This is a genomic window from Vreelandella xerophytica (assembly GCF_968048975.1).
This window is the reverse complement of record NZ_OZ309106.1, coordinates 3,243,512-3,267,128: the sequence shown is the minus strand read 5'-3', so window position 1 is coordinate 3,267,128 and position 23,617 is coordinate 3,243,512. Positions and strand designations below refer to the sequence as shown.

Genomic DNA, 23,617 nt, shown 5'->3' with positions numbered 1-23,617 from the left:
GGATGCTTGTTTAGCTTAAAATGGGGCGCTATGCAAGCATTACAGGGTATCTAAGACGATAGTCTAAGTTTCCTGCTGGCAGCCGAGAAAATCAAACGATCGAACAATCAAGGAGCTTGAATGGGTTGGAATCCTCGCCTTGAGCAGGTGGCGCCTTTTCGCGTGATGTACCTGCTGGAAATGGCCCAGGCCCGCGAGGCCGAAGGCTTCGATGTGATTCACCTGGAGGTGGGTGAACCGGATTTCGCCACGCCCGCGCCAATCCTGGCGGCCGGGCAGCAGGCGCTGGCCCAGGGCAAGACCCGCTATACGCCCGCCGCCGGCCTACCGGCGCTACGCGAGGCGATCAGTGGCCACTACTTTGATCACTTCGGCGCTGACGTCGACCCCGCAAGGATCATCGTCACGCCCGGTGCGTCCGGGGCTTTGATGCTGGCCAGCCAGCTTCTGGTGAGTGAAGGCGACCGAGTGCTGATGGCCGACCCCAACTACCCCTGCAACCGCCACTTCATGGCCCTGGCCGGCGCCAAGGTAGACGCGGTACCGGTAAATCGTGAAAGCGGCTGGCAACTTGACGCCGCCTTGATCGAGAAGCACTGGCAGCCGGCCACGCGCCTGGCCATGCTGGCGTCCCCTTCCAACCCGACCGGCCATACGCTAAGTAAAGCCGGGCTTGCCGGGGTCTGTGAAGCCGTGGCCGCCCGGAGCGGCGAGCTGGTGGTGGATGAAATCTACCAGGGACTCAATTTCGACGACGCGCCGCTCTCCGCCACTGCGCTTTCAAGCGAGGCGTTCGTGGTCAACAGCTTCTCCAAGTACTTCGGCATGACCGGCTGGCGCCTGGGTTGGCTGGTGGCCCCCGAGCGCGCCATCGAACCCCTGACAAGGCTTGCTCAGAACGTCTTCCTCGCTGCGGCCACGCCGTCCCAGCACGCGGCCCTTGCCGCGTTTACCCCGGAATGCCGTGCTGAGCTGGAAAGCCGCCGAGCCACCCTGAAAGAGCGCCGCCAGGTGCTGCTCGACGGGCTGTTTGATCTGGGGCTTGCGCCGGATGTGGCGCCTCAGGGAGCGTTCTACGTGTGGCTGGATATCTCCCGCTACAGCCGCGATAGCCAGACGTTCTGCGAACGGCTGCTGGTAGAGGAGAATGTGGCGATCACGCCCGGGTGTGATTTTGCCGTCGAGGGTGGCGAGCGGTTCGTGCGCATCGCCTTTACCTGTGAGGTAGCGCGTCTGCAGGAAGCGCTGGTGCGTCTGGCCCGCTTTGTCAGCCGGTCATGATGATTTATGACGCCCTGGTGCCGGGCGTACTGCTGCGCCGCTACAAGCGTTTTCTTGCCGATGTACGCCTGGATGATGGCCGCGAGGTGATTGCTCACTGCCCCAATACCGGCTCGATGAAAAGCGTCAATGTGCCGGGGTGTCGGGTATGGCTATCTTTCAGCGACAACCCCAAGCGCAAACTGGCCTGGACCTGGGAGCTGATCGAGCTTCCCGATGAGAGCGGCATGACCGTGACGGCCTCGATTCATACCGGGCGCGCCAACCGAATTGTCGAGGCAGCCCTCGAGACAGGAGCGCTTCCCGCGCTGGCAGGCTACGCCCGGCTTCGCCGCGAGGTAAAAGTGGGCGAATCCCGGCTCGACTTTCTGCTGGAGGACGAGGCAGGCGGGCGCCGCGCCTATCTCGAGGTCAAGCAGGTCACCCTCAAGGAAGACGACGGTCACGGCTATTTTCCGGCGTCGATAAGTACGCGCGGGCTCAAGCATCTGCACACCCTGGAGGCATTGGCCCGTCAGGGCGAGCGGGCGGTACTGGTGTTTTGTGTCGCCCACGAAGGTATTGCGGACGTGGCCCCGGCAACGCATATCGACCCCGCGTATGCCGCAGGCCTTGAAGCCGCCGTCGCCCGGGGTGTGGAGGTGCTGGCCTACGGCATCCGGGTCGGCCGGGAAGCCGGCACACCGGTGAGCATCGCCATCGAGCGTGTCCTGACGGTGCGCCTTTAACGCCGGCGTACCCGGAAAATGGCGATTTCACCGAAGAGGTTGGGCCACCATTTCGAGGTCCAGTGACCGCGGTGCTCGCCCACGCCCACGGCGCGGTCGACGATCACCAGCCCCTTCTCGCGACAGAGCTGCTCGAAGTCGTTGAAGGTGGAAAGGTGGATGTTGGGCGTATCAAACCAGGCGTGGGGGAGTGACTTCGACACCGGCATGTAGCCGCGCAGTCCCAGGTACACCCGGTGACGCCAGTAGGCGAAGTTGGGGAAGGTGATGATGCCCTCGTTGGCCACCCTCAGCATTTCATCGAGCATCTTGTCCGGGCGGCGCAGCGCCTGGAGCGCCTGGGTCATGATCACCTGGTCGTAGCTTTGATCGCAGAAATTGCTCAAGCCATCGTCCAGGTTGTGCTCGATCACCGAGACCCCGCGGGCCACGCACTGGGTGATGCCTGCAGGGTCGATCTCCAGCCCATAGCCGGTCACGTTTTTCTCGCGGCCAAGACGCTCCAGCAGCGCGCCGTCGCCGCAGGCAAGATCCAGCACATGGGCGCCCTTCGGCACCCAGTCGTAAATCAGCTCAAGGTCGGTGCGCATCACGATGGGCTCTCCTCGCGAGTGTCTGAAAGCCCCAGGCTTTCGGCTGCGCGCGCCATGAAGGCGCTGAACAGCGCTTCGTAGCGCGGCTCCGGCAGCAAGAAGGCGTCGTGGCCGTGGGGGGATTCGATATTGGCGTAGCTGACCGGCTTGCCCGCGCGAATCAGCGCATTCACCAGCTCTTTCGAGCGCGAAGGCGGAAAGCGCCAGTCGGTGGTGAAGCTGACGATCAGAAACGGGCACTGGGCCGGGGCGAGCGCGCAGGCCAGATCACCTTCGCAACGTGCCGACGGGTCGAAATAATCCAGCGCCTTGGTCATCAGCAGATACGTGTTGGCGTCAAAGGCGGTGGAGAAGGCGTCGCCCTGGTAGCGCAGATAGGATTCCACCTGAAACTCTACATCGAAACCGAAGTTGAGATCGTCGGCTCTCAGGTCCCGGCCGAACTTGCTGCCCATGCCATCTTCCGAGAGATAGGTGATATGCCCCACCATGCGGGCAAGTTTCAAGCCGCGCTTGGGGACCGTGTCGTGCTCGGCGTACCAGCCATCGTAGAACTCCGGGTCGGAGCGAATGGCCTGGCGGGCGACTTCGTTGAAGGCGATATTCTGCGCCGAGAGTCTGGGCGTTGCCGCTATCACCACCGCGTTGGCGACCCGTTCGGGATGGGTGATCGTCCATTGCAGCACCTGCATGCCGCCAAGGCTTCCGCCCACTGCCGCCGCCCAGCGTTCGATGCCCAGATGATCGGCGAGTCGCGCCTGGCTTGCCACCCAGTCGCTTACCGTCACCAGGGGAAAGTCCGGCCCCCACTGGCGGCCGGTGGCCGGGTTGTGGCTGACAGGCCCGGTGCTGCCGTGACAGCCGCCGAGGTTGTTCAACGAGACGACGAAAAAGCGGTCGGTATCGATGGATTTGCCCGGGCCGATATGGGCATCCCACCAGCCGGGCTTGGTGTCGTCCGAATGATGATATCCCGCGGCGTGGTGGTGGCCGGATAGCGCGTGGCAGATCAATACGGCATTGCTGCGCTCGGCGTTGAGCGTGCCGTAGGTTTCATAAATCAGCTCGTATTCGGGCAGCACCTTGCCGCAGGCAAGCGGCAGGGGCGTATCGAAGCGGGCAACATGGGGCGTGACCAGGCCAACGGAGTCTGCCGGGTAGTCAGGCCTGGGCCGCGTGTCTGAATCAGGCATTGAAAAGGTGAATCCTGCTGAAAATACGAGTTAAAACGCTCAAAGCCCGACCAGCGCGCCGGGCGCCCCCGCCTGGCGAATCAGCGCGCCGACGACGAGCCCATCGATCAGGTTGATGGTGATAAACACCACGATGGGCGAAAGATCGATCATGCCCAGCGGCGGAATTACCTTGCGTACCGGCGCCATGATCGGCTCGACCAGTTGCATGACCAAAAGCGCACCGGGGTGGCTGGCATTGGGCGCCACCCAGCTCAGAATGATCATCACGATCAGCGCGAAGAAATAGATCTTCAAAATGGCGTTGGCGATCGAGGCGATGCCTGCGATCACCAGTTGCACCACCGGCGGCATGCCCAGACCGAACAGCATGAAGATCGCGACGATGCTTGCGACCTTCAGCACGAATGCCGCCGCCAGGGTGGCAAGATCGAACCGCCCGGCCACCGGCCCCAAAAAGGCCTGAAACGGTCCGACCACCGGCTGGGTGATCTTCACTACCGACTGGCTGAGCGGGTTGTAGTAATCCGCGCGCGAGGCCTGCAGCAGAAAACGCAGCATTAATAGAAATAAATAGATGTTGATCAGGGTGTTGACTAGCATCAACCCGGCGCTACCCACTTGGCTGCCCATTGCTTGCGTCTCCGTTGCGTTAAATCGTGCTGAGTGTTGGGGGTGAGCGCTTGGCTCAGTGACCGCGCAGCTCTTTGGCCATTTCGCTTGCACGCTCGGCGCAGGCCTGCATGGCGCCGGCAATCGTTTCACGCAGTCTGGCGGTTTCCATATGCTCGATCGCGCGCTCGGTGGTGCCCCCTGGCGACATGACGTTGCGCTTGAGAGTCGCCGGGTCGCTTTCGCTTCGCCCTGCCATGGTGGCCGCGCCCAGCGCCGCTTGAATCGCCAGCCGCCGCGCGGTGGTCGCGGGCAGACCCTGGGCGATCGCGGCTTCTTCCATCGCCTCGAACATCAAGAAGAAGTACGCCGGGGCGCTTCCGGACACCGCGGTGACCGCATCGAGAAGTGCCTCGTCCTCGACCCACTCGACGATACCCACTGCTTCAAGCAGCTCGCCGGCCAACGTGCGTTGGGTGTCAGTGACGGCGCTATTGGCGTAAAGGCCGCTGGCGCCGACGCCTACCAGCGAAGGCGTGTTGGGCATGCAGCGCACCAGCGCCGTGTTGCCACCCAACCACGCGTCGATTGTAGCGGCTTCGAGCCCGGCGGCAATCGAAATGACCAGCGGCGCTTGCGCCTGGACGGCGTCGGCAAGCGTGGCGCAGACGTCTTGCATGACCTGCGGCTTGACCGCCAGGATCACCACTTCGGCGCCCTTGACGGCTTCGTTGTTATCGGTCTGGATGTTGATGCCCAGTGTTTCACGAAGCGGCACAAGCGCCTGTGTGCTGGGGGCGGTGGCGGTGATGCTGGACGGACGTGCGCCGCTGTCGATCAGTCCGCCGATAATCGCCTTGGCCATATTGCCCGCGCCAATGAAGGTAATGTTGTTCGCCATGAAAATCCTTTGTCAAAGATAAGCCGCCGCCGGCGGCGCTGTGGGTTGGGCGCTTAAGAGTGGTTCGCGGGCGCCGAGTCGCGGGCACCGAAGATCGCGCTGCCCACGCGTACCAGAGTGGCACCTTCCAGAACGGCTGCTTCAAGATCATCGCTCATCCCCATGGACAGCGTATCCAGTGGCGCCTCGGGCAGGGCTGCCTGCAGTTCGTGGAAAAGCGCTTTCAAGGCGGCGAAGGGCGCGCGCTGGGCGGCCGGGTCGCTGGCCGGCGCGGGGATCGCCATGAGCCCGCGCAGCGCCAGCCGGGGAAGGGCGGCAATCTCAGCCGCCAGCGACATTGCCATTTCAGGCGCGACGCCTGCCTTGCTCGCTTCATGGCTGATATTCACCTGCAAACAGATGTTCAGCGGGGGGAGGTGGGCAGGGCGCTGGTCGTTCAGGCGCTGGGCAATCTTGATGCGCTCGACGCTGTGCATCCAGTCGAAGTGCTCGGCCACCGCACGGGTCTTGTTGGACTGAAGCGGGCCGATGAAATGCCATTCGATGGCATTCAGGTCCTCAAGCTCGCGCTGTTTGTCCAGCGCTTCCTGCAGGTAGTTTTCGCCGAACGCGCGCTGTCCGCACTGCCACGTCTTGCGAATCATCGACGCAGGCTTGGTCTTGCTCACTGCCAACAGCCGGGCGCTGCCGGCTTCACGGCCTGCGGCGTCAAGGGCGTGCTCTAAACGCTCCTGGACCTTGGCAAGTGATTCGCAAAGCGCGATCTCTGTCATACTGAAATACCTTAAACCGCTAGGGAAGAGAGATGGATATTACCGAACTGCTGGCATTCTCGGCAAAGCAGAATGCCTCCGACCTGCACTTGAGCGCCGGTTTGCCGCCGATGATTCGGGTCGATGGCGATATTCATCGCCTCAACGTATCCGCCATGAGCCATGAAGAGGTGCTGGCGCTGGTCCACGCTATCATGAACGAGCGTCAGCGCCAGGAGTTTGCAGAGCGTCTGGAGATCGACTTCTCCTACTCGCTGGCCAATGTGGCCCGCTTTCGGGTGAATGCGTTCACCCAGGCCCGGGGCGCGGGGGCGGTCTTTCGCACCATTCCAAGCCAGGTGCTGTCGATGAAGGCGCTTGGTCTGGGCGAGGTGTTCGAGCGCCTGGCAATGCTCCCCAGGGGCCTGGTGCTGGTGACAGGCCCTACCGGGTCGGGTAAGAGTACCACCCTGGCGGCTCTGATCGACTACATCAACGAACACCGCTACGAGCATATTCTCACCATCGAGGATCCGGTGGAGTTCGTGCACGACAGCAAGCGGTGTCTGATCAACCAGCGCGAGGTGCACCGCGATACCCATAGCTTCGCCAATGCCCTCAAAAGTGCTCTGAGAGAAGACCCGGACGTCATCATGGTGGGCGAGCTTCGCGACCTTGAAACGATTCGGCTGGCGCTGACGGCGGCGGAAACCGGGCATCTGGTGTTCGCCACGCTGCATACCACCTCGGCGGCGAAAACCATCGACCGCATCATCGATGTGTTCCCCGGCGAGGAGAAAGCCATGGTGCGCTCGATGCTCTCGGAGTCGCTTCAGGCGGTGGTGGCGCAGACGCTGTTGAAACGTCAGGACGGTGGGCGCGTGGCGGCCCACGAAATACTGATTGCCACCTCGGCGGTGCGTAACCTGATCCGTGAAGACAAGGTGGCACAGATCTACTCGGCCATGCAGACCGGCGTGAACCTGGGCATGCAGACGCTCAACGCCTCGCTCTCGAAACTGGTCAAGGAAGACAAGGTGACCCTGGAAGAGGCCCAGACACGCGCCAATGGAATGCTTTCCATCAAAGAGTGATCAAGGCGCATAGACACCGCCCAGCACCCGCGGCCCTTTCGCGCCGGTTACTGCGGGCAGATTGCCGGGCAATCCTTCCAGACGCTGGTGGGCCAGCCAGCCAAACGCACCGGCTTCGATCCAGTCTTCCGGCCAGCCGTAGGCGGCGGGCGAGGTGAAGGTGGCATCGGGCAGGTGGTGAGCCAGCCGGCTCATCAGGTACGCATTATGGGCGCCACCGCCGCCGGTCATCAGCGTGATTGGTGAGGTGTCCGTCAAAAGCGCCTTGATGGCGTCGGTCACGCTGATGGCAGTCAGCTCGACAAGGGTGGCCTGTACGTCCGCCGGGGATTCTTCGCCCGACAGCCGCGCCTCGAGCCAGGTACTGTGAAAAAGCTCGCGTCCGGTGCTGCGCGGCGGGGCGAGTGCGAAAAAGGGCTCATCGAGCAGCCGGGCCAGAAGGGCTTGGTCCACATGTCCGCTTCGTGCCCAGGCCCCGTTTTCGTCATAATGTCCGGCGCGGCCCAGTTTCTGCGCATGCCTGGCAAACCAGGCGTCCATCAGCACATTGGCCGGGCCGGTATCGAAGCCCAGGACGGGCTTTTCCGGCGCTGCGGGCAGCCACGTCACGTTGGCGATGCCGCCCAGGTTGAGAACCAGCTGATCGGTCTCTTTTCCATGGAAAAGCGCCTGATGAAAGGCCGGGGCGAGGGGGGCGGCCTGCCCGCCCGCGGCCAGATCGCGGCGGCGAAAATCTGCTACCACGGCGATACCGGTCAGCTCCGCCAGAAGACTCGGGTTATCGAGTTGCAGCGTATAGGCCCGCCCGCCCGCGTGGCCCTCGGGCGCGTGCTCGATGGTCTGGCCATGGCTGCCGATGGCGCGAATATCGCCAGGTGCCCTGCGTGCTTTTTCCAACACTGCCTTGACCGCCTTCGCCTGCAGTGCGCAGAACCGGGCTTCCGCGTCGGCAAGCTCGGCAAAGCTTGCCTGGCTTGCGTGGCAAAGCGTCCAAAGTATCTGGCGCAGCGGTTCAGGCATCGGCTCGGCGTGGGTCGCCACCAGCCTGGGGGCCGTCGAAGGCGAGATCGCGATCAAGGCGGCATCGATGCCGTCAAGACTGGTGCCGGACATCAGGCCGACGTACAACTGTGCGTGTGAGACAGAGGGCGTATTCATAAAGCGTCATCCAGACAGTGAAGGCTCAAACAAGGCAGTTGGGCATGGTAACATTGCCGGTTATGTATCATCTGACGCCCGACCGGGCAAAGCTTACTAGTGGAGAGAGGCAATGAGTGAGGTGGATCAGGCGCTAGCGCTGCTGTCGCGGGGTACGCATGAAATCCTGGTAGAAGACGAGCTGAGAAAGAAGCTCGAATCCGGACGCAAGCTGCGTATCAAGGCGGGATTCGATCCCACTGCCCCTGATCTGCACCTGGGCCATAGCGTGCTGCTCACCAAGATGCGCCAGTTTCAGGACCTGGGTCACACGGTCATTTTTCTGATCGGCGATTTCACCGGACGCATCGGTGACCCTACCGGTAAAAACGTTACCCGTAAGCCGTTGACGGAAGCCGACGTCAAGGCCAACGCGGAGACCTATAAAGATCAGGTCTTCAAGATCCTGGACCCCGAAAAGACCGAGGTACGCTTCAACGCCGAATGGTTTGGCGAACTGACCGCCGCCAGGATGATCGAGCTCGCCGCACAAAGCACCGTGGCGCGCATGCTCGAGCGTGACGACTTCGAAAAGCGCTACAAGGCCAACCAGCCCATCGCCATCCATGAGTTTCTCTACCCGCTGGTGCAGGGCTACGACTCAGTCGCACTCGAGGCAGACGTCGAGCTTGGCGGCACTGACCAGAAGTTCAACCTGTTGATGGGTCGCGAGATTCAAAAGCACTTCGGTCAGGAGCCCCAGGTGGTCATCACCATGCCACTGCTCGAAGGCCTGGACGGCGTGCAGAAGATGTCCAAGTCACTGGGCAACTACGTGGGCGTCGATGAATCACCGGGCTCGATGTTCAGCAAGCTGGTCTCGATGCCGGACAGTTTGATGTGGCGCTACTTCGAACTCTTGTCGCTGAAATCCAACGAAGAGATCGACACGCTCAAGCAGAGTATCGAACAGGGCGCGAACCCGCGCGACATCAAGATGGAACTGGCCCGCGAGCTGATCGCCCGCTACCACGGCGAGGAAGCCGCGGCCAGCGCCCACCGGTCTGCCGGTAACCAGCTGGCCGATGGCGAGCTGCCCGAGGATCTGCCGGAAGTAGAGGTAGCCTTCGAGGGCAGCGAGCAGGCCCCGATCGTCAGCGTACTCAATCGCTCGGGGCTGACCAAGAATAGCGCCCAGGCCAAGGACATTCTTAAAAACGGCAGTGTGAAGGTCGATGGCGAACCCGTCGCCCAGGACACCATGCTGGCGACCGGCAAGGCTTACGTGATCCAGGCAGGCAAGAAACGTTACGCCCGTGTGACGCTTGTCTGAAGTTTTTGAAAAAAGCCCTTGCCAAGGCGGCGGAGAATCCGTAAAGTACGCATCCGCTGCCGGGGACGCAAGGTGTTGCCAGCGGTGAACGAGAGTGAAAACTCTCGGTTTGTCAGGAAGTTAGCGAAGTCTTGATCGCTTTCTTCACTCGCCAAGATCGGCGGTTGACAACCACCAGGAAATGCGTAGAATACGCCTTCCTCGCTGAGGCAAGCGGCTCCGGTCATCGAGCCAGCGTCTGAGTCCAGCGAAACCGCTCTTTAACAATTTGATCAGGTAATTCATGTGGGCGTTTGCCGATGAGGGTGACAAGTCACCAACTATCAAGGCAGACGAACACAGCGATACTCTTCGGAGTATCACAGTATAATTCGTTTGAACCTTGAGCCAAGTTTGATTCGCTTTTGCTGCTTTCGGCTAGTCCTTAAGTAAGCAAGTAAGGATCACAATGATTTTAAACTGAAGAGTTTGATCATGGCTCAGATTGAACGCTGGCGGCAGGCTTAACACATGCAAGTCGAGCGGTAACAGGGGAAGCTTGCTTCCCGCTGACGAGCGGCGGACGGGTGAGTAATGCATAGGAATCTACCCGGTAGTGGGGGATAACCTGGGGAAACCCAGGCTAATACCGCATACGTCCTACGGGAGAAAGGGGGCCTTGGCTCCCGCTATCGGATGAGCCTATGTCGGATTAGCTGGTTGGTGAGGTAACGGCTCACCAAGGCAACGATCCGTAGCTGGTCTGAGAGGATGATCAGCCACATCGGGACTGAGACACGGCCCGAACTCCTACGGGAGGCAGCAGTGGGGAATATTGGACAATGGGCGCAAGCCTGATCCAGCCATGCCGCGTGTGTGAAGAAGGCTTTCGGGTTGTAAAGCACTTTCAGCGAGGAAGAACGCCTGGCGGTTAATACCCGCCAGGAAAGACATCACTCGCAGAAGAAGCACCGGCTAACTCCGTGCCAGCAGCCGCGGTAATACGGAGGGTGCAAGCGTTAATCGGAATTACTGGGCGTAAAGCGCGCGTAGGTGGCTTGACAAGCCGGTTGTGAAAGCCCCGGGCTCAACCTGGGAACGGCATCCGGAACTGTCAGGCTAGAGTGCAGGAGAGGAAGGTGGAATTCCCGGTGTAGCGGTGAAATGCGTAGAGATCGGGAGGAATACCAGTGGCGAAGGCGGCCTTCTGGACTGACACTGACACTGAGGTGCGAAAGCGTGGGTAGCAAACAGGATTAGATACCCTGGTAGTCCACGCCGTAAACGATGTCGACCAGCCGTTGGGTGCCTTGTGCACTTTGTGGCGAAGTTAACGCGATAAGTCGACCGCCTGGGGAGTACGGCCGCAAGGTTAAAACTCAAATGAATTGACGGGGGCCCGCACAAGCGGTGGAGCATGTGGTTTAATTCGATGCAACGCGAAGAACCTTACCTACCCTTGACATCCTGCGAACCCGGAAGAGATTCCGGGGTGCCTTCGGGAACGCAGAGACAGGTGCTGCATGGCTGTCGTCAGCTCGTGTTGTGAAATGTTGGGTTAAGTCCCGTAACGAGCGCAACCCTTGTCCTTATTTGCCAGCACGTAATGGTGGGAACTCTAAGGAGACTGCCGGTGACAAACCGGAGGAAGGTGGGGACGACGTCAAGTCATCATGGCCCTTACGGGTAGGGCTACACACGTGCTACAATGGCCGGTACAAAGGGCTGCAAACTCGCGAGAGTAAGCGAATCCCGAAAAGCCGGTCTCAGTCCGGATCGGAGTCTGCAACTCGACTCCGTGAAGTCGGAATCGCTAGTAATCGTAGATCAGAATGCTACGGTGAATACGTTCCCGGGCCTTGTACACACCGCCCGTCACACCATGGGAGTGGACTGCACCAGAAGTGGTTAGCCTAACGCAAGAGGGCGATCACCACGGTGTGGTTCATGACTGGGGTGAAGTCGTAACAAGGTAGCCGTAGGGGAACCTGCGGCTGGATCACCTCCTTAAACGATGCGTCATCCTCCCGGCAAGCGCTCACAATGAATTACCTGATCAGAATGCTGTTAAATGAGCAGTGATAAGCCAATCGCCTTCGGCGGTGCCTTATCACTGCTTATAGCAGTCGCTCTTTAACAATGTATATCATGCTGACAATATCGAATGACGATAGGAAGACAGTTCGCTGTTTTTATCGTCGCATCTCGATATGCAATTGTTTTGTGATACGTTTTTGCGTATCCGGCAATCGTTGTCATTGCGAGATCCAGACTCCTTCGGGTTATAGGGTCAAGCAATGAAGCGCACACGGTGGATGCCTAGGCAGCCAGAGGCGATGAAAGACGTGGTAGCCTGCGATAAGGTTCGGTGAGGTGGCAAACAACCTGTGACCCGGACATCTCTGAATGGGGAAACCCACTGACCACAAGGTCAGTATCCTGTCCTGAATCTATAGGGCCAGGAAGCGAACCGGGGGAACTGAAACATCTAAGTACCCCGAGGAAAAGAAATCAACCGAGATTCCCCCAGTAGCGGCGAGCGAACGGGGACCAGCCCTTAAGCGTGTGACTGATTAGACGAACGGATTGGGAAGTCCGGCCAGAGCGGGTGATAGCCCCGTAGTCGAAAATCTGATCACGTGAAATCGAGTAGGTCGGGGCACGAGAAACCTTGACTGAAGACGGGGGGACCATCCTCCAAGGCTAAATACTCCTGGCTGACCGATAGTGAACCAGTACCGTGAGGGAAAGGCGAAAAGAACCCCGGCGAGGGGAGTGAAATAGATCCTGAAACCGTGTGCGTACAAGCAGTAGGAGCCCACTTGTTGGGTGACTGCGTACCTTTTGTATAATGGGTCAGCGACTTATATTCAGTGGCGAGCTTAACCGATTAGGGGAGGCGTAGCGAAAGCGAGTCTTAACTGGGCGACCAGTCGCTGGATATAGACCCGAAACCGGGCGATCTATCCATGAGCAGGGTGAAGGTTGAGTAACATCAACTGGAGGCCCGAACCAGGATCTGTTGAAAAAGATTTGGATGACTTGTGGATCGGAGTGAAAGGCTAATCAAGCCCGGAGATAGCTGGTTCTCCTCGAAAGCTATTTAGGTAGCGCCTCACGTATCACCACCGGGGGTAGAGCACTGTTTCGGCTAGGGGGTCATCCCGACTTACCAACCCGAGGCAAACTCCGAATACCGGTGAGTGCCAGCGTGGGAGACACACGGCGGGTGCTAACGTCCGTCGTGAAAAGGGAAACAACCCAGACCGTCAGCTAAGGTCCCCAAATCCTGGTTAAGTGGGAAACGATGTGGGAAGGCTCAGACAGCTAGGAGGTTGGCTTAGAAGCAGCCATCCTTTAAAGAAAGCGTAATAGCTCACTAGTCGAGTCGGCCTGCGCGGAAGATGTAACGGGGCTAAACCAGGTACCGAAGCTACGGGTTCATCCTTAGGGATGAGCGGTAGAGGAGCGTCGTGTAAGCCAATGAAGGTGAGTTGAGAAGCTTGCTGGAGGTATCACGAGTGCGAATGCTGACATGAGTAACGATAAAGGGAGTGAAAAACTCCCTCGCCGGAAGACCAAGGTTTTCTGTTCGATGCTAATCAGAGCAGAGTGAGTCGGCCCCTAAGGCGAGGCGGAAACGCGTAGTCGATGGGAAACGGGCTAATATTCCCGTACCGGACATGATTGCGATGGGGGGACGGAGAAGGCTAGGTGAGCCAGGCGTTGGTTGTCCTGGTGAAAGTCGGTAGGCTGAGATCCTAGGTAAATCCGGGATCTTTCAAGGCCGAGAGACGAGACGAACTGACCACGGTCAGGAAGTCACTGATGCCACGCTTCCAGGAAAAGCCTCTAAGCTTCAGATCATGTGCGACCGTACCCCAAACCGACACAGGTGGTCAGGGTGAGAATCCCAAGGCGCTTGAGAGAACTCGGGTGAAGGAACTAGGCAAAATGGTGCCGTAACTTCGGGAGAAGGCACGCCGGCGTAGGGTGATGGAACTCGCTTCCTAAGCCCGAACCGGTCGAAGATACCAGGTGGCTGCAACTGTTTAGTAAAAACACAGCACTCTGCTAACGCGCAAGCGGACGTATAGGGTGTGACGCCTGCCCGGTGCCGGAAGGTTAAATGATGGTGTTAGCCGCAAGGCGAAGCTCTTGATTGAAGCCCCGGTAAACGGCGGCCGTAACTATAACGGTCCTAAGGTAGCGAAATTCCTTGTCGGGTAAGTTCCGACCTGCACGAATGGCGTAATGATGGCCACGCTGTCTCCACCCGAGACTCAGTGAAATTGAAATCGCCGTGAAGATGCGGTGTACCCGCGGCTAGACGGAAAGACCCCGTGAACCTTTACTATAGCTTCACACTGGATACTGATGTTGCCTGTGTAGGATAGCTGGGAGGCTTGGAAACCCGGACGCCAGTTCGGGTGGAGCCAACCTTGAAATACCAGCCTGGCATCATCGGTGTTCTCACTCAGGTCCGTTATCCGGATCGAGGACAGTGTGTGGTGGGTAGTTTGACTGGGGCGGTCTCCTCCCAAAGAGTAACGGAGGAGCACGAAGGTACCCTCAGCACGGTCGGACATCGTGCAATGAGTGCAAGAGCATAAGGGTGCTTGACTGCGAGACAGACACGTCGAGCAGGTGCGAAAGCAGGTTCTAGTGATCCGGTGGTTCTGTATGGAAGGGCCATCGCTCAACGGATAAAAGGTACTCCGGGGATAACAGGCTGATACCGCCCAAGAGTTCACATCGACGGCGGTGTTTGGCACCTCGATGTCGGCTCATCACATCCTGGGGCTGAAGTCGGTCCCAAGGGTATGGCTGTTCGCCATTTAAAGTGGTACGCGAGCTGGGTTTAGAACGTCGTGAGACAGTTCGGTCCCTATCTGCCGTGGGCGTTGGATGTTTGAGAAGGGCTGCTCCTAGTACGAGAGGACCGGAGTGGACGCACCTCTGGTGTTCCGGTTGTCACGCCAGTGGCATTGCCGGGTAGCTATGTGCGGACGGGATAACCGCTGAAAGCATCTAAGCGGGAAGCCCCCTTCAAGATGAGACATCCCCGAGGCCTCGAGCCTCCTGAAGGGCCCAGCGAGACCAGCTGGTTGATAGGCACGGTGTGGACGCACTGCAAGGTGTTGAGCTAACGTGTACTAATGGCCCGTGAGGCTTGACCCTATAACACCCAAGGGGTCTGGTCCTGCAGTGACAACGACGCTCGATAGAGCACCGGATACGCAAGAAAGAACGATCACAAGACCGTCAGCCGATATACATTGAAAGTTACGCCTGACGACCATAGCCTGCGTGAACCACCCGATCCCTTGCCGAACTCGGAAGTGAAACCGCAACGCGCCGATGGTAGTGTGGGGTCTCCCCATGCGAGAGTAGGTCATCGTCAGGCCCCTCTTCGAAAAAGCCCCGAGCACCCTGTGTTCGGGGCTTTTTTTATGCGCGCAACATCGGGAGAAGAGACGCGTGAAGCTTTTCTCCTTACCCTTCAAACCTCCCATGCCTTGCACTTCCTTCTTGCCGTATTACAATCGATATCTCTATTATCGCCTCACAGTGAGCGACCATCATGCGTTTAAACGCCAGCGAAAGCCTGCTGCTGATCATCGACTTTCAGACAGGTCTGATCCCGGTGATCGAACACGCTTCAGAAGGGGTGCAGGAAGCCACATGGCTTGCCGGCATCGCGCATGAAGTAGGGGTGCCGGTGTGGCTGACCGAACAGAACCCGGCACAACTAGGCGAAACGGCGACGGCGCTGACCCAGACACTTCAGAATTACCGAGTGTGGGAAAAGCAGCACTTCAGTATCGCAGAGGAGCCTGAGTTCATGCGCGCGCTGAACGCGCAGGGGCGTCGACAGATAGTGCTGTGCGGAACCGAAGCGCACATCTGCGTGTTGCAAAGCGCGTTGGGGCTTCTTGAAGCGGGCTTTGACGTTTACTGGCTCATGGATGCCACGCTGAGTCGGCGCCCCCTGGAGACCCAGCTTGCCCGCGAGCGGGCCGGCCAAAGCGGTGCCGTCACCGTGACCGCCGACATGGCGGCTTATGAATGGCTTCACCGCTGCGACAACGCGCTCTTCAAGCGCGTTCATCGCCAGTTTCTGAAGCCGCGGGCCGGTCGCGCGCTGACCTTTCTTATCGATCCGTTTCACCGCGGGTAAACACCAGCGTTCTATCATCGGAAGCCGCCTGGTCAAAACGGTAGCCGGCAACATCGAACGCCTTGAGCTGCTCGGGGGCATTGATCCGTTCCCGGATCATCCAGGCGCTCATCAACCCTCGGGCCTTCTTGGCATAGAAGCTGATGATCTTGAACGTGCCGTTCTTCTCATCCTTGAACACCGGAGTGATGATCTCGGCATCGAGCCGCTTGGCATCCACCGCCTTGAAGTATTCGTTGGAAGCCAGATTGACCAGCACCTTCGGGCCGCTATCGCTGATCGCCTGATCAAGCGCCTGGGTCAGCGTGGGTTGCCAGTAGGCATAAAGATCCTTCCCCGCCTCGTTGGGAAGCTTGGTTCCCATCTCCAGACGATACGCCTGAATCAAGTCCAGCGGGCGCAATAGCCCGTAAAGCCCGGAGAGAATGCGCAGATGCTTTTGCGCATAGCGGTTATCGGCCTGCGTAAAGGTATCGGCTTCAAGGCCGGTATATACATCGCCCTGAAACGCCTGGGCGGCGGGCTTGGCGTTCTCGAGTGTAAAGGGCGTTTGCCACTCGTCAAAACGCGCAGCATTAAGTCCTGCCAGCTTGTCGCTGACCCCCATCAGCTCGCTGATCTGTTGAGGCGAGTAGTCGCGCAGAAGGTCGATCAGCGTTTGGCTATGTGCCAGAAAATCCGGCTGGGTCACTTCCTGGGTGGTCGAAGGCGTTTCAAAATCGAGCGTCTTAGCGGGAGAGATAACGCTTAGCATCGCGTGCTCCTTGAGCGCAGCTTGAAGTCGACTGCATGGATCTAAAGGGGGCTATGATAGCAAGCCCCGGCGCGGGCCGGGGCTATCAGGCCGATAGCGATCGTCGACAATCGCCTCGCAAACGCCTAGGGGCAGGGATTGGAAATACGTTGATGAATCTCTTCGATACCTTCGAGCACCGCGTCATCCAGCTTCAAGGCTTCACTGGCCAGGTTGGATTCGAGCTGCTCCAGGGTGGTGGCCCCGATGATGTTACTGGTCAAGAACGGACGGGAATTGACGAAGGCCAGCGCCATCTGCGCAGGGTCCAGGCCATGCTTGTGCGCAAGGTCCACGTAAGCCTGGGTGGCCTGCTCTGCCTGAGGCGAGGTATAACGCTTGAAGCGCTCGTAAAGCGTCAGCCGGCCCTTGGGCGGCTGCGCACCGTTTAGGTACTTGCCGGAGAGTACCCCGAAGCCTAAAGGCGAGTAGGCCAAGAGCCCTGCCTCTTCGCGGTGGGCAATTTCGGCAAGCCCCACTTCAAAGGAGCGGTTCAGGAGGTTGTAGGGGTTCTGAACGGACGCTACACGAGGCAGACCGAACTCCTCGGAAAGCTGCAGCATGCGCATCACACCCCAGGGCGTCTCGTTGGACAGGCCGATCGCCCGGATCTTGCCCGCATCCATCAGCTCTTTCAGTGCCTCGAGAGTTTCCTTGAGGGGGGTAACGTCGCTGTCGTCGGCGACGCTATAGCCAAGCTGGCCGAAGAAGTTGGTCTTGCGCTCCGGCCAGTGGAGCTGGTAAAGGTCCACGTAATCGGTTTGCAGGCGCTCAAGGCTTGCATCGATTGCCTGGTGAAGGTGCTTGCGGTTCATCTGCGAGCCGCCGCGAATATGCTCGACGCCGGGGCCTACGGCCTTGGTGGCCAGAACCACATCGTCCCGGGCGCCACGCGCCTTCAACCAGCTGCCGACATAGCGCTCGGTCAGTCCTTGGGTCTCGGCCTTGGGCGGAACCGGATACATTTCGGCGGTGTCGATAAAGTTGATGCCAAAGGCCACGGCGCGGTCGAGCTGCTCGTGGGCTTCGGCTTCGCTGTTCTGTTCACCGAATGTCATGGTGCCCAGGCACAGACGACTGACATCAAGACCGGTTCTGCCGAGTGGACGGGTCTGCATATTCAACTCCTTCAAAGGCGGGATTGTCTTGTCGCAGGCTGGCAATGGCGCTTGCAACGCAACGGGGTAGAGGCATGTTAACGAGGCTGGCCTGAAGCAGCAAATGCACAGGGGTTGAGTCCAGGCGAAGGCAGGCGTATGCTTGCCAGCCCATTCACCGGCCACAGGTCGGTTTTACCGTAGGGTTAGCCATTTCAGGTAGTCCGGCTAGCTAAAGATCTCAACAGATAGGCAGGGTGGTTTGCCATGCCGCAGGCATCATCTTTGTTTATTCGGCTAGAGTTTCGCCTGGCCGAACAACTGTTACGTTCCCGGTGGTTACTACCGCACTCGCCCCGTACCCAGCGTTTGACCATGCGTCTTTACAAGCGCTGCGCTGAGGCCGGGCATCCGGACGCGCTTTCCACCTACGGGCAGATGCTGTTTCAGCGCAGCCTGTCGCCTCAGGACAAGGCGCGCGGGGCACGCTACGTACTGGAAGCCGCCCAGGCCGGGGATATCCAGTCCCAGTATCAGGCCGCCCAGATACACGAGCACGGCTGCGTGCAGTACCCGTGCCGGGAAGATTACGCGGTGACCTGGTATGCCCGCGCCGCTCAGGCAGGCCACAAGCTGGCTGCCGAGCGTCTCTCCAAGGCGTATCGGCTCGGCGAGCTGGGTCTTGCCGTCGATAGCGAACAGGCCGCCTACTGGCGACGTATGGCAGGCCCACCTCAGATGGCCGTAGCGTGACGGTGAGCGCATGACAATTCCCTTCGCCGATGCGCTGCCCACGGTCCTGGATATCGAAGCCTCGGGCTTTGGCCGGGGCAGCTATCCCATCGAGATCGGTCTGGCTCGGGCGGATGGGAGCTGCTGTGCGTTTCTGATTCAGCCTCTCGATGAGTGGACGCACTGGGACCCCAAGGCCGAGCTTCTGCACGGTATTTCCCGGGAGCGGCTTTTTCAGGAAGGGTACCCGGTCCATCAGATCGCCCACTGGCTCAATGACGAGCTGCGCGAACTGGGCAAGGCCTATAGCGATAGCTGGGGGTACGACAACACCTGGCTTTCACTGCTGTTTCACCACGCCGGTATGCTGCCGCGCTTTCGCCTCGAGGCGCTGCGCATCCTGCTGACCGAGTCACAGCAGGCGCTTTGGAGCCAGACCAAGGAGGCGATCATCGACGCCCAGCCCATTCAGCGCCACCGCGCCGGCGACGATGCGCGCCTGCTGCAGTTGACCTATCAGCGCACCCGTGCCGACCTTCAGGACGTAACCAGAAAAAGCCCCTAGAAACGGCTAGCCCTCACCGCTTACCGAAAGCAGCACCTTGCCGATACTGGCATCCGATTGAAGATAGGCGTGCGCCTGTTCGACGTCGCCGATCGGCCAGGTACGGTCGACAAGCGCGGAAATCTCGCCGTCTCCCAAAAGCGGCCAGACATGCGTATAGAGCGCGTCCAGAATGGCGCCCTTGGCCGCGGGCGGTTTAGCGCGCAGGGTAGAGCCGAGGATTCGCTGGCGTTTCATCAGCATTCGGCCCATATCCAGGGTCGCGCTCGCCCCGCCCATCACGCCAATCAGCACCAGGCGCCCATCGGTTTGAAGCACTTTCTGGTTATCGCCCAGATACTCGCCGCCTACCGGGTCGAGAATGACATCGGCGCCGCCCCATGCGTTCACCGCCTCGACAAAACTGCCATCGTGGCGATTCCAGCCGGCATCGGCGCCTAGTTCCAGGCAGCGCGCCAGTTTATCCTCGCTTCCCAGCGTCACGAAGCAGGGGCTGTTGAACGCACGGCACAGCTGGATGGCCGCGGTACCCACACCGCTTGCGCCGGCGTGAAGCAAGACGCGCTCGCCCTCGCGAAGCTGGCCCTCCATGAAAAGATTCAGCCACGCGGTAGCAAACACTTCGGGCAGGGCGGCAGCATCGCGAAGGGAGAAGCTTCTGGGTAACGGTAGAACCTGCCGGGCATCCACATTGACCGCTTCGGCATAGCCGCCCCCGGCGAGCAGTGCGCATACGCGATCACCTTCGCGAAAGCGCTCGACGTTCGGACCAACGGCGCTGATCACACCGCTCACTTCAAGCCCGGGGGTCTCGGTCACGCCTGGCGGCGGGGGGTAATGGCCCGCTTTCTGAACCAGATCCGCCCGATTGACACCGGCCCAGGCGATGCGAATGCTGACCTCGCCTGGGTTGAGCGGTGCAAGATCGGGAGCCTCGGCCCAAAGGGCGCTTCCCTGCTGATAGCTGATGGCGTGCATGATGGCGCTCCTTGCGTTTTGACAGAACGTATTCAGGTTAGCTGGCTTTCCAATATCTGAACAACGGCTTTGGGCGTATCGGCGTCCAGCAGCATGGTCCGGGTAGGGGCGCTTAGAAAGCCATGCTCCACGGTGTTATCCAGAAACGCCAGCAGCGGCGCGTAGAACCCTTGAGTATCCAGCAAGGCCAGGGGTTTTTCGTGCAGACCCAGATAACCCCAGGTCCAGATTTCGAACAGCTCCTCAAAGGTGCCGATACCGCCGGGCAGGGCGATGAAGGCATCGGCGTTGGCCGCCATGGTCGCTTTACGTTCGTGCATGTTGGCCACGCGAATCAGCTCGCTAAGGCCAAAATGGGCCTGCTCACGCTCCACCAGATGAGTGGGCATCACGCCGATCACCTCGCCCCCGGCTTCCAGGGCCGCGTTGGCAAGCGCCCCCATCAACCCGATGCGCGCGCCGCCGTATACCAGCGTATGACCGCGTTCGGCGAGTGTTTCGCCAAGCTGTCGGGCGGCTTGCATGAAGGCAGGGCTTTTGCCCTCACGAGAGCCGAGATAAACGCAGATGCGCGACATATCGATTCGATTCCTTGCTTGTTGGGTTACTTCACGTACTGGTCAATCTGGTAATGCTCATCCATCCACGCACCGATCACGTTATGACCGCCCAGGTGATGGGCATACTGCGTATGCAGGCAGCGTATCTGCTGCCAGTTGCTGATACCGCCGATACCGCGCTCGGTGAGTACATCCGTGTAGCCCAGGCGCGCCACCTCCTCGCGCTGGGCATCGCTCATGAACGACCAGCGGGCGTGGACGTAATCGCGGTGGCTTTGCTGGTAACGCTGTAGAAACTCGGGCTCATCCTGAAGGCGCTGCTCCAGGGATTTGATGACGCCCACCGCCTCGATCCGGGAAATCTCGACTTTCAGCACGTCAGAGCAGAGCCAGTAAAGCGTGGGAAAGGGTTTTCCATCCACGATCGGTGCCATGCGCAGCGCCAGGGGGGTGCCGTGTCGGTCGGTGGCGGCGACGGCTTCGATACCGCGAGGCGCCCGGCCAAGCTGCTGGGTAATAATGGCCAATTGGCGCTCATCGGGGGCGTGGTCGGTACGCATTACCATCGGAAAATCTCTTAGTGTTGCTCATCTTGAACAAATTTATTGGAACGGCCCACGGCACGGAAAAAACAGCGATTGAGCTGCTCGGGGGAAGCCACGTAACACCAGGTGCGCTCGCAGTAGTCGGCGGCGCGGGTCATCAGCGCGTCGTACAGGCGATTGAACGGGGCATCATAATCGTAGGGGTCTGCGCCAAACAAGCGGATATGGGGGTAGTCGGCGAAGCGCTCCATGAAGTAGCGCTCCAGATCGTTTTCAACGGCCCGGTGCTGGGCCGTATTGTCAGGATCTAGCCAGAGGTTGTAGCGGATAGCCATGGAGTGCTCCTGGTGGTGCCTCGCGCGGGCGGTGCATCAAGCGGGCGCATCCTGTAGATGGGTTGTCAGCGCCTCGCGCAGCTCGCCTTCAATAGGCACGGCGCGCTTTGTCTGATGGTCGTACTGCAGCATGACGGTGTGCCCGATATTGGTCAGCTTGTCGAACTGATGCGCCTCCTGGGTAACCGTGAACGAGCTGTTGCCTAGATGCGTCAAGTAAGTACGCAGTTCGATGTCATGACCGTAAAACAGTTCAGCACGGTAGTCGATCTCCATGCGCGCGATCATCAGCCGCCATTTCCGGGGGTCAAGATCCGGCGTGAAAAGCTTGAATAGATCGTTACGCGCCAGCTCGAACCAGGCGGGCAAGCGCGTGTTGTTGATGTGGCCCAATGCATCGGTATCGTAGAAAGCGGGTTCAATGGTACGGGTGAACATGGTCGAAGCCCTGTGGTTGGTCAATCGTTCAGCATCGACCCTGGCAAGCGCCTGGTCAACCGGTTTGCGGGTGAGCAGGACGCCGCCGGGCCCACCAGCGCTGAGCCTGCATCCAGCCGACGAGCCAAAGCGTTGCCACGCCAAAGCCGGCGAGCGTGCCCAGGGCCAGCCCGATGCTTTCGTAGGTGTAGGAAACACACAAGGCATAGCACAAAAGCGACCCAAGCCCCATGGGGTAGTGCTTGATGACCGTGGCGGTAGGCCCGGGCCCCTGGCTTGAATGCAGAATCAGCAAAAAGGGCAACATGGTGATGGGAAAGGCGGCAAGTGTGCCCGCCCAGGCCGAGGGCACCCAGTGGGCGAGGCTGGTAATGGCGAACACGATCAGCGTGGCCATCAGAGCGCGCAGGCATAGAGCCTTCCAGGAAAACGGCGGACGCGTAGTGGCCAGGCTTTCGGGAATGCGCCGAAAGAGCCAGCTGAAAAACACGATGGCGCCAAGCGTGACCAGCGTGCCGGACAGCCGTGTGAAGTCAAACTGGGCCAGTACCACACTGACGGCAAACCAGGCGCTGATGCCGCCTGCGATACCCGTGCATATGCCGATGAGCCCGGCCCTTTTACCACAGAGCCAGTAGCCCGCCCCCAGCGCCATGGTGGCGGTAAAACCCGCTAGCGTATGCACGGCGCTTTGTGCCGCGAACAGCGGCGAGATCTCCAGACCGATAAAGAAAAGCGCCAGCGCCGTGCCGAGCGGATAACCCGCCAAAAGCCCGGCAACTCGCGGGCTCACCCGCACCGCAATCATCCCCAGGCCCAGCACCATGCTCACGGACACCACTACCTTGGCAAGCTGCCAACTGATCGGAACTTCCAGCATCTATGACTATCCTTATAATTGATTAACCATTGTTGTCTACGTCTTTCAGCCATTCTGACCAGGAGCGCAGAGCACTCGTGGATGCCGCTTTTCGATCAAGTCATGCGCTTTCGCCACCTGCCAGGCCCACTCAGTGCGAGCTTTGCAAGCGAGGCGCTGCGCTGACCAGGCATCACCTGATCCCTCGCACCCTGCACAACAAGCCGCGCTATAAAAAGCGCTACAGCCGGGAAGAGCGTCTGACCGCAATCGTCTGGCTTTGCCATCCCTGTCATAAGCATATCCACAGACTTTATAGCGAGCGCGAGCTGGCCGATCATTTCCCGACTCTGGACGCGCTGGGCCGCGACCCGGCCATTGGCGCCTTCGTTAGCTGGCTGGCCACCAAGCCCGCCGGTTTCAAGCCTAAATCGCCCACGCACAAACGTTAGGCCATGAACACTCTCACACCAGGCGAAGGCCCTGCTGGTCGCGCCAGGCGGCTTGAAGTGCGTCTTCAAGAGGGGCCCTGAGATGAGCGGGCAGCGCCTCAACAGCGTCACTCAAGGAGTCGAATGCGCGGTTCTTGAGCCAGCAGTAGGCCCAGGCGCAGGCTTCCTCCTCGCTTTGCGGGACCGGGCGAGCGGGCATCTGGTTGAGCAGGAATACCGCGGTGCGCGGTGCCCAGAGCGGCATGTCGCCCTTGTCGTTTTCGCTCCACTGGGCCAGTTCCGCCCCGCTGGGGGTTGCCTGGGGCGCGCCCAGCTTGGCGACGCGGGCGGTCTCGGCCAGAATAAGCGCCAGCTGATCGGCATCCGCCTGACCAAGCGAGCGCCACTGGCGCAAGAGCGCTGCAAAGCCCGCGCGCACCTTGGTGTAAAAGTCGTTTTGCGCCATGCTCGTCATCAACCTTTTAGCAATAAGTGAGAAG

Annotated in this window: 23 protein-coding genes and 3 rRNA genes; 11 read left to right on the top strand and 15 right to left on the bottom strand. The window is 59.9% G+C overall.

All coding sequences use genetic code 11. The features are described 5' to 3' along the window. Positions 1-120 precede the first annotated feature (120 nt). Entirely contained in the window at positions 121-1,281 is a 1,161-nt protein-coding gene (locus ACWF8S_RS15320; protein WP_447554275.1) for an aminotransferase class I/II-fold pyridoxal phosphate-dependent enzyme, read from the top strand. Further along, entirely contained in the window at positions 1,278-2,009 is a 732-nt protein-coding gene (gene sfsA, locus ACWF8S_RS15315; protein WP_447554274.1) for a DNA/RNA nuclease SfsA, read from the top strand. Before ACWF8S_RS15320 ends, sfsA begins: the two co-directional genes overlap by 4 nt. Here the strand turns inward: sfsA and metW are convergent. From metW to ACWF8S_RS15290, 5 genes are read right to left on the bottom strand one after another with little or no spacing between them, the layout of a single operon-like run. Then, on the bottom strand, positions 2,006-2,599 hold the full coding sequence (gene metW, locus ACWF8S_RS15310) for a methionine biosynthesis protein MetW (protein WP_447556612.1): 594 nt from the start codon (positions 2,597-2,599) through the stop codon (positions 2,006-2,008). The genes sfsA and metW overlap by 4 nt on opposite strands. After that, a complete protein-coding gene (gene metX, locus ACWF8S_RS15305) occupies positions 2,599-3,795 on the bottom strand; it encodes a homoserine O-succinyltransferase MetX (RefSeq protein ID WP_447554273.1) in 1,197 nt (398 codons plus the stop codon). Before metX ends, metW begins: the two co-directional genes overlap by 1 nt. Positions 3,796-3,834: 39 nt before the next feature. Then, positions 3,835-4,428, bottom strand: a complete 594-nt coding sequence (locus tag ACWF8S_RS15300) for a YggT family protein (protein WP_447554271.1) — start codon at positions 4,426-4,428, stop codon at positions 3,835-3,837. A gap of 55 nt (positions 4,429-4,483) precedes the next feature. Next, positions 4,484-5,308, bottom strand: coding sequence for a pyrroline-5-carboxylate reductase (gene proC / locus ACWF8S_RS15295; protein ID WP_447554270.1), 825 nt, complete (start codon positions 5,306-5,308; stop codon positions 4,484-4,486). 53 nt (positions 5,309-5,361) lie between these two features. Continuing rightward, positions 5,362-6,081 (bottom strand): YggS family pyridoxal phosphate-dependent enzyme, encoded by a 720-nt coding sequence (locus ACWF8S_RS15290; RefSeq protein WP_447554269.1) that lies wholly within the window; start codon positions 6,079-6,081, stop codon positions 5,362-5,364. A gap of 32 nt (positions 6,082-6,113) precedes the next feature. On the opposite strand from ACWF8S_RS15290, the gene ACWF8S_RS15285 reads away from it, so the two are divergent. Further along, positions 6,114-7,154 (top strand): type IV pilus twitching motility protein PilT, encoded by a 1,041-nt coding sequence (locus ACWF8S_RS15285; protein ID WP_447554267.1) that lies wholly within the window; start codon positions 6,114-6,116, stop codon positions 7,152-7,154. Here ACWF8S_RS15285 and ACWF8S_RS15280 read toward each other — a convergent pair whose 3' ends face one another. Beyond that, positions 7,155-8,312, bottom strand: a complete 1,158-nt coding sequence (locus ACWF8S_RS15280) for an anhydro-N-acetylmuramic acid kinase (protein ID WP_447554266.1) — start codon at positions 8,310-8,312, stop codon at positions 7,155-7,157. It abuts the gene before it with no gap. A gap of 112 nt (positions 8,313-8,424) precedes the next feature. On the opposite strand from ACWF8S_RS15280, the gene tyrS reads away from it, so the two are divergent. The 5 genes from tyrS to ACWF8S_RS15255 all read left to right on the top strand — a co-directional run bounded on the left by tyrS (position 8,425) and on the right by ACWF8S_RS15255 (position 15,784). Further along, positions 8,425-9,624, top strand: a complete 1,200-nt coding sequence (gene tyrS, locus ACWF8S_RS15275; protein ID WP_447554265.1) for a tyrosine--tRNA ligase — start codon at positions 8,425-8,427, stop codon at positions 9,622-9,624. A gap of 456 nt (positions 9,625-10,080) precedes the next feature. Then, positions 10,081-11,613 (top strand): 16S ribosomal RNA (locus ACWF8S_RS15270). Positions 11,614-11,891: 278 nt separating this feature from the next. After that, positions 11,892-14,784, top strand: a 23S ribosomal RNA gene (locus ACWF8S_RS15265). Positions 14,785-14,894: 110 nt separating this feature from the next. Next, positions 14,895-15,010, top strand: a 5S ribosomal RNA gene (gene rrf, locus ACWF8S_RS15260). The 16S, 23S and 5S rRNA genes sit together here, the layout of an rRNA operon. 177 nt (positions 15,011-15,187) lie before the next feature. Beyond that, a complete protein-coding gene (locus ACWF8S_RS15255) occupies positions 15,188-15,784 on the top strand; it encodes an isochorismatase family protein (RefSeq protein ID WP_447554264.1) in 597 nt (198 codons plus the stop codon). On the opposite strand, the gene yaaA is transcribed toward ACWF8S_RS15255, so the two are convergent. Together yaaA and ACWF8S_RS15245 are read right to left on the bottom strand one after the other, a co-directional pair. Continuing rightward, positions 15,759-16,538, bottom strand: a complete 780-nt coding sequence (gene yaaA / locus ACWF8S_RS15250) for a peroxide stress protein YaaA (protein ID WP_447554262.1) — start codon at positions 16,536-16,538, stop codon at positions 15,759-15,761. The two genes, ACWF8S_RS15255 and yaaA, sit on opposite strands and share 26 nt — an antisense overlap. Positions 16,539-16,663: 125 nt before the next feature. Beyond that, positions 16,664-17,695 (bottom strand): NADP(H)-dependent aldo-keto reductase, encoded by a 1,032-nt coding sequence (locus tag ACWF8S_RS15245; protein WP_447554261.1) that lies wholly within the window; start codon positions 17,693-17,695, stop codon positions 16,664-16,666. Between the two features lie 246 nt (positions 17,696-17,941). Between ACWF8S_RS15245 and ACWF8S_RS15240 the strand changes: the two genes are divergently transcribed. Beyond that, a complete protein-coding gene (locus tag ACWF8S_RS15240; protein WP_447554260.1) occupies positions 17,942-18,427 on the top strand; it encodes a tetratricopeptide repeat protein in 486 nt (161 codons plus the stop codon). A gap of 10 nt (positions 18,428-18,437) precedes the next feature. Further along, a complete protein-coding gene (locus ACWF8S_RS15235) occupies positions 18,438-18,971 on the top strand; it encodes a hypothetical protein (RefSeq protein WP_447554259.1) in 534 nt (177 codons plus the stop codon). Positions 18,972-18,977: 6 nt separating this feature from the next. Here the strand turns inward: ACWF8S_RS15235 and ACWF8S_RS15230 are convergent, their stop codons facing one another. From ACWF8S_RS15230 to ACWF8S_RS15205, 6 genes are read right to left on the bottom strand one after another with little or no spacing between them, the layout of a single operon-like run. Then, positions 18,978-19,949 (bottom strand): NAD(P)H-quinone oxidoreductase, encoded by a 972-nt coding sequence (locus tag ACWF8S_RS15230; RefSeq protein WP_447554258.1) that lies wholly within the window; start codon positions 19,947-19,949, stop codon positions 18,978-18,980. 32 nt (positions 19,950-19,981) lie between these two features. Beyond that, positions 19,982-20,527, bottom strand: a complete 546-nt coding sequence (locus tag ACWF8S_RS15225; RefSeq protein WP_447554257.1) for an LOG family protein — start codon at positions 20,525-20,527, stop codon at positions 19,982-19,984. Positions 20,528-20,553: 26 nt separating this feature from the next. After that, positions 20,554-21,075: a DUF501 domain-containing protein gene (locus ACWF8S_RS15220; RefSeq protein WP_447554256.1), complete on the bottom strand. Its 522-nt coding sequence runs from the start codon at positions 21,073-21,075 to the stop codon at positions 20,554-20,556. An 11-nt stretch (positions 21,076-21,086) separates the two neighbouring features. Further along, positions 21,087-21,389 carry a hypothetical protein gene (locus tag ACWF8S_RS15215; RefSeq protein ID WP_447554255.1) on the bottom strand — a complete coding sequence of 101 codons (303 nt, stop codon included), beginning with the start codon at positions 21,387-21,389 and terminating at the stop codon, positions 21,087-21,089. Between the two features lie 36 nt (positions 21,390-21,425). Continuing rightward, positions 21,426-21,827, bottom strand: coding sequence for an acyl-CoA thioesterase (locus ACWF8S_RS15210; RefSeq protein WP_447554254.1), 402 nt, complete (start codon positions 21,825-21,827; stop codon positions 21,426-21,428). Positions 21,828-21,882: 55 nt separating this feature from the next. Beyond that, positions 21,883-22,707, bottom strand: a complete 825-nt coding sequence (locus ACWF8S_RS15205; RefSeq protein WP_447554253.1) for a hypothetical protein — start codon at positions 22,705-22,707, stop codon at positions 21,883-21,885. A 77-nt stretch (positions 22,708-22,784) separates the two neighbouring features. On the opposite strand from ACWF8S_RS15205, the gene ACWF8S_RS15200 reads away from it, so the two are divergent. Then, complete coding sequence (locus ACWF8S_RS15200) at positions 22,785-23,138, top strand: hypothetical protein (RefSeq protein ID WP_447554252.1); 354 nt, start codon at positions 22,785-22,787, stop codon at positions 23,136-23,138. Positions 23,139-23,151: 13 nt separating this feature from the next. Here ACWF8S_RS15200 and ACWF8S_RS15195 read toward each other — a convergent pair whose 3' ends face one another. Continuing rightward, positions 23,152-23,583: a hypothetical protein gene (locus tag ACWF8S_RS15195; RefSeq protein WP_447554250.1), complete on the bottom strand. Its 432-nt coding sequence runs from the start codon at positions 23,581-23,583 to the stop codon at positions 23,152-23,154. Positions 23,584-23,617 lie beyond the last annotated feature (34 nt).